The organism is Corallococcus sp. AB049A (genome assembly GCF_003668885.1).
Classification (GTDB): Bacteria; Myxococcota; Myxococcia; order Myxococcales; family Myxococcaceae; genus Corallococcus; species Corallococcus interemptor.
Map to the genome: position 1 here is coordinate 1 of NZ_RAWL01000509.1, position 5,664 is coordinate 5,664.

Genomic DNA, 5,664 nt, shown 5'->3' on the forward strand with positions numbered 1-5,664 from the left:
CCCAGGAGCCCACCCAGGAGCCCGCGCAGGAACAGCCCACGCCCCTGGTGCTCTCCGACAAGTTGAAGTCGGCGGGCCAGCAGATTGAAGCGGTGCGCTCGTCGCTGACGACGGTGCGGCTGAGCACCGTCCGCGTGCGGTGGACGGAGACGACGGCCGAGGGCGTGACGGAGGCGGAGGCTCAGTTCGTCGAGCAGTCTCCCCTGGCACCCGCGACGGGGGACGCGCCCGAGCGCGAGGTGCCGGACCTCCTGGGGCTGACGGCCTCGGCGGCCCGGAGGCGCGCGGCGGAGGTGGGGCTGCGGGTGGACCCGATGCCCGTCTTCGTCAAGGAGCCCGGGCAGTGGGGCCGCGTGCTGCGGCAGGTGCCGGAGGCCGGCAAGTCACACGCCTCGGGTCCCGTGCAGGTGTTCATCGGTCAGGCAGTGGAGGGCTGAACCATGGCGGATTCGAATGACGTCCCCCAGCTGGAGGCACTGAGCGCGCCGCTGGGCGCGTTGATCTCCTCGGTGGGCCGCGGCGTGGCGGAGGCCCAGCGGGAGCTGGATGCGGCGACCATCGAGCAGATCCGCGAACTCTACGCCTCGGACGAGGACCTGGCGGTGGAGCTGCAGCGCATCGGCTACCGGCCGACCTGGTACCACATCCCCGAGGCCGAGGCGGAGATCGCCGTGGCGCTGTCCATCACCTCGGAGGAGCGGACCGACGGCCGCACGCGGCTGAAGATGTACGGCGCGCCCCTGGACGCCAGCTACACCAACCGCTTCACCTACAGCCTGACGGCGCAGTCGCGGCTGAAGTTCCGCGTGGTGCCGGTGCCGCCCTCGCCCCAGGCCGAGGCGCTGGTGGTGGTGCCGGCGGTGGTGGGAAGGACGGTGGGCGACGCGCGGGCGCTGCTGTCCGCGATTGGCGTGCCGCACCGGTTCACGGACGGCGCGAAGGACGTCTCCCTCGTCACCGCGGCTTCGGCCGAGCCGGGGACGCTGCTCCCGCGCGGCACCGAGCTGCTGCTCACCGTGAAGGACGCAGGGGGAGGGAAGCTCCCGGCCAGCGGCTCGATCACCCGCTCGCCCCTCCTGGAGACCGTTCCCACCGAGACGCGGAAGTAGGCCGACGGGCGCGATGAGCGACACCATCGACCTGGAGGCCCTGCTGGTGGACGTGCGTGAATCGCTCGCGCGGGTCCAGGCGCGCCTCGCTGCCGGCCCCTTCGTGCTGGGGCCGGTGGAGCTGGAGCTGCACGGCGGGGTCACCGCGGACGGGGCGGGAATGCACTTCACGCCCGGAGGCCCCGGAGAGGTGCGGGCCCTCTTCGTCCAGCAGGGCCCCGAGGCCGCACCCCCTCTGGCGCCGGAGCTGCTGGGCCTGACGCGGAGCGCCGCCGTGCGAGTGGCCCGCCTGGCGGGAGCCTCGCTGGAGGTCACGGACGTGCCCTGCCTGTCTCCGGAGCAGGCAGGACGGGTGTGCTGGCAGCGCCCCGCGCCCGGTGGGCCCCTGACGGAGGGGCGCATCGCGGTGGGACTCCACGTCTTGCGCTGAGCGATTTTTCCCGGTGGCCCGGCGCCAACCCCTAGAGTCGGGCCCGATGAGTGCCTCCGCCGACACCCGCGCCCCGCTCGCCGCCCTGCTGCCGAAGCCCGGCGAGCCCCCCCTCGATGCCGACGAGATCCTCAACCGCTTCGTGGGCTACGTGGCCACGAACGGCCTGAGTCTGTACTCCGCCCAGGAGGAGGCCATCCTGGAGCTCTTGAGCGACAAGCACCTGTTCCTCAAGACGCCCACGGGTTCCGGCAAGTCGCTGGTGGCCATGGCGCTCCACTTCAAGGCCATGGCCGAGGGCAAGGTGTCGTTCTACACGTGCCCCATCAAGGCGCTGGTGAACGAGAAGTTCTTCGCGCTCTCCAAGGCCTTTGGCCCGGAGAACGTGGGCATGCTCACGGGCGACGCGTCCATCAACCGCGAGGCGCCCATCCTCTGCTGCACGGCGGAGATCCTGTCGAACCTCGCGCTGCGTAACGCCTCCGCGCGCGTGGACGCGGTGGTGATGGACGAGTTCCATTACTACTCCGACAAGGAGCGCGGCGTGGCCTGGCAGATTCCGCTGCTGGCGCTGCCCAGGACGCAGTTCCTGCTCATGTCCGCCACGCTGGGCGACACGACGAACATCGAGCAGAGCCTGGAGAAGCTCACCGGCCGCGAGGTCGCCACGGTGCGCAGCTCCGAGCGCCCCGTGCCGCTGGACTTCGACTACCGCGAGGTGCCGCTGCACGAGACCATCCAGGACCTCATCGCGCGCGGGAAGTACCCCGTGTACCTGGTGAACTTCACGCAGCGGGCCGCGGCCGAGCAGGCGCAAAATTTGATGTCCGTGGACTTCAACACGAAGGAAGAGAAGGAGGAGATCCGCCAGGCGCTGCTGGATGCCCCCTTCGACACGCCCTACGGCAAGGACTTCCAGCGCTTCCTGCGCCACGGCATCGGCATGCACCACGCGGGCCTCCTGCCCAAGTACCGCCTGCTGGTGGAGAAGCTGGCGCAGCAGGGCCTGCTCAAGGTCATCAGCGGCACGGACACGCTGGGCGTGGGCGTGAACATCCCCATCCGCACGGTGCTCTTCACGCAGCTGTTCAAGTTCAACGGCGAGAAGCTGGCGACCCTGAGCGTGCGCGACTTCAAGCAGATTGCAGGCCGCGCGGGCCGCAAGGGCTTCGACACCGAAGGCAGCGTGGTGGCGCAGGCCCCGGAGTACATGATTGAGAACATCCGCCAGGCCGCCAAGGAGGCCGCGGGCAAGAAGAAGACCCCCAAGGCGAAGCCGCCGCAGAAGGGCTTCATCCAGTACGACAAGAACACCTTCGAGCGGCTGCAGAACGGGCTGCCGGAGCCGCTGGAGTCGCGCTTCGACGTGAGCCACGGCCTGCTCCTCAACCTGCTCCAGAGCGACAAGACGGAGGGCAGCGGCGGCTACAAGCGGCTGGTGCAGCTGGTGATGCGCTCGCACTCGTCCGACTACACGAAGAAGAAGCTGCTCAAGGACGCGGCGATGTACTTCCGCACGCTGCGCGACGCGGGCATCGTGAAGGTGGTGCAGTGGGAGAAGCACTCGGCGACGGTGGAGGTGTCGGAGGACCTGCAGCGCGACTTCAGCCTCAACCACACGCTGTCCCTGTACCTGCATGAGACGCTGGAGCTGTTGGACCCCACGCTGGACACGTACGCGCTGGACGTCGTGACGCTGGTGGAGTCCATCCTGGAGAACCCGGAGGTGGTGCTGTACGCGCAGCTGCACCAGCTGAAGGGGGAGAAGATCCAGGAGATGAAGGCGCGGGGCGTGGAGTACGACGACCGCATGGAGGAGCTGGAGAAGCTGGAGTGGCCCAAGCCGAACCGCGAGTTCGTCTACGGCACCTTCAACGCCTTCGCGAAGAAGCACCCGTGGGTGGGCGAGGAGAACATCCGGCCCAAGTCCATTGTCCGGGACATGTTCGAGCGCTTCATGTCCTTCCACGACTACGTGCGCGAGTACGGCCTGCAGCGCAGCGAGGGCGTGCTGCTGCGCTACGTGGGAGACGTCTACAAGTCACTCGTGCAGACGGTGCCGGAGAAGTTCCGCAACGAGGACCTGGACGACATCATCGACCACCTGCGCGCGACGCTGCGTCAGGTGGACTCCAGCCTCCTGGACGAGTGGGAGCGGATGCGCAACCCCGAGGCCCCGGTGGAAGTGAAGCCGGTGGTGGACTTGAAGCCCAAGGAACTCACGGAGGACCCCAAGGCCTTCGCCGCGCGCGTGCGCGAGGAGCTGCACCGCCTGCTGCGCGCGCTGGGCCAGCGGCGCTACCTGGACGCGCTGGGCATGCTGGACAACGCGCTGGGCGAGTGGACCGCGCCGAAGCTGGAGCAGGCCATGACGCCGTACTTCGAGGAGCACAAGCTGGTGGTGCTCACGCCCCAGGCGCGCAAGCCGGCGAACACGCAGCTCAAGGAGTCCGGCACGCGTCAGTGGGAGGCCCAGCAGCGCATCATGGACCCGGAGGGCCACGGGGACTGGGTCATCGACTGCGAGATTGACCTGCGTGGCCGGCGCATGGACGACGGCCCCATCCTGATGCTGCGCCGCATTGGCGGCATGGCCGCCTGGTCGTAGCCGTCTCAGGCGGGCGGCTTGGAGGCGGCTCCGGAGCCTTGGGCCGCCTCGCGCACGGTGCGGGTGGCGACGTCCACCTCCGCGAGGATGCGGCGCGCGTGGTGGAGCAGGGCCTCGCCGGTGGGCAACAGGCGCATGCCCTTGGGGACGCGCTCGAAGAGGGGCGTGCCCAGCTCATCCTCCAGGGCGAGGATGTGACGGCTGAGCGGCGGCTGGGTGATGTGCAGCCGGAGCGCGGCCCGGCCCACGTGGCCCTCTTCCGCCACCGCGACGAAGGACTGGAGGTGCGTGATGCTCACGCGCGGGGACGTTAGCGCGAGTCCCAAGCGCCGTGCACCCGGGCCGCGTCATGCCGGAACAGCATTGGACGTTGCGAAGAGGCGGATGCCACCTTGGCTGCCATGGGCATTCCTCTCTTCAAGGGCAGTGAAGTGGAGCGGCTGCGGCAGGCGGGCCGCGCGGCGGCGGGCACGCTGGCGCACGTGGCCTCCCGGCTCCAGGCGGGCGTGACGACGGCGGACATCGACGCGTGGGTTCGCGAGGACACGGCGCGGCGGGGTGGGGCGCCCAGCCAGCTGGGCTACAAGGGCTATCCGGCCACGGTGTGCACCAGCCGCAACCACGTGGTGTGCCATGGCATCCCGCGCACGGATGAAGTCCTGAAGCCCGGCGACATCGTCAACGTGGACGTGACGACGCACCTGGAGGGCTTCCACGGCGACACGTCCGCCACGTTCATGATTGGCGAGGTCTCCGCGGACGCGAAGCACGTCGTGGACGTGGCGCGGCGCTGCCGGGACGTGGGCGTGTCGGTGGTGCGGCACGGCGCGCGGCTGGGGGACATCGGCGCGGCGGTGATGGCGCTGGCGAAGGCGGAAGGGTGCAGCATCGTGGAGGAGTTCGGGGGCCACGGCATCGGCCGGCGGATGCACGGGGAGCCGCACGTGCCGCACGTGGGCAAGGCGGGCACGGGCATCACGCTCAAGTCCGGCATGGTCATCACCATCGAGCCCATGGTGAACCTGGGGCGCCCGGACATCCGGATGCTGCCGGACGGGTGGACCGTGGTGACCGCGGACGGCAGCCTGTCCGCCCAGTTCGAGCACACCGTGCTCGTCACCCGCGATGGCTGCGAAATCCTCACGCCCAACCCCGAGCTGTCCCTGCACGTCTCTGTGCGCCATCCAGAAAGCTGATGGCTCATCGCTTCTGCCATCTGGTGCCCGGAGGCCGTCAGGCGCATGAGGTGGCGCATGGAAACGCCTCCGCTGACTCCCGCCGCGCGGCCCCGGGCCTGGACGCCCGGGCATGTCGTGATGCCGCTCGGCGCGGCGCTCTGCCTGCTGCCGTTCGTCTCCACCGGCGTGGCCCTGCTCGCGGGGCTGTGCGTGGCCCTGACCGTGGGCAACCCGTTCGCGGGCAGGACGCGGGCGCTGACGCCCCGGCTGTTGTCCGTGGCGGTGGTGGGGCTGGGCGCGGGCATGGACCTGCGCACGGTGCTGGCGGCGGGGCGTGAG

Annotated in this window: 6 protein-coding genes and 1 pseudogene; 6 read left to right on the forward strand and 1 reads right to left on the reverse strand. The window is 70.0% G+C overall.

Annotation, left to right across the window (positions count from 1 at the left end; all coding sequences use genetic code 11):
• The 4 genes from D7X55_RS34770 to D7X55_RS34785 form a co-directional block, all read left to right on the forward strand.
• A partial coding sequence (locus D7X55_RS34770; RefSeq protein ID WP_121725290.1) for a PASTA domain-containing protein occupies positions 1-437 on the forward strand: 437 nt, incomplete at its 5' end.
• Positions 438-440: 3 nt separating this feature from the next.
• Positions 441-1,109 (forward strand): PASTA domain-containing protein, encoded by a 669-nt coding sequence (locus D7X55_RS34775; RefSeq protein WP_120551087.1) that lies wholly within the window; start codon positions 441-443, stop codon positions 1,107-1,109.
• A gap of 13 nt (positions 1,110-1,122) precedes the next feature.
• Complete coding sequence (locus D7X55_RS34780) at positions 1,123-1,539, forward strand: hypothetical protein (protein WP_121725291.1); 417 nt, start codon at positions 1,123-1,125, stop codon at positions 1,537-1,539.
• Between the two features lie 46 nt (positions 1,540-1,585).
• Positions 1,586-4,147: an RNA helicase gene (locus D7X55_RS34785; protein WP_121725292.1), complete on the forward strand. Its 2,562-nt coding sequence runs from the start codon at positions 1,586-1,588 to the stop codon at positions 4,145-4,147.
• Positions 4,148-4,152: 5 nt separating this feature from the next.
• On the opposite strand, the gene D7X55_RS34790 is transcribed toward D7X55_RS34785, so the two are convergent.
• Complete coding sequence (locus D7X55_RS34790; RefSeq protein WP_121725293.1) at positions 4,153-4,446, reverse strand: LysR family transcriptional regulator; 294 nt, start codon at positions 4,444-4,446, stop codon at positions 4,153-4,155.
• A gap of 102 nt (positions 4,447-4,548) precedes the next feature.
• Between D7X55_RS34790 and map the strand changes: the two genes are divergently transcribed.
• A complete protein-coding gene (gene map, locus D7X55_RS34795) occupies positions 4,549-5,343 on the forward strand; it encodes a type I methionyl aminopeptidase (RefSeq protein ID WP_121725294.1) in 795 nt (264 codons plus the stop codon).
• 57 nt (positions 5,344-5,400) lie between these two features.
• Positions 5,401-5,664, forward strand: a pseudogene (locus D7X55_RS34800) (putative sulfate exporter family transporter); the annotation flags it as partial.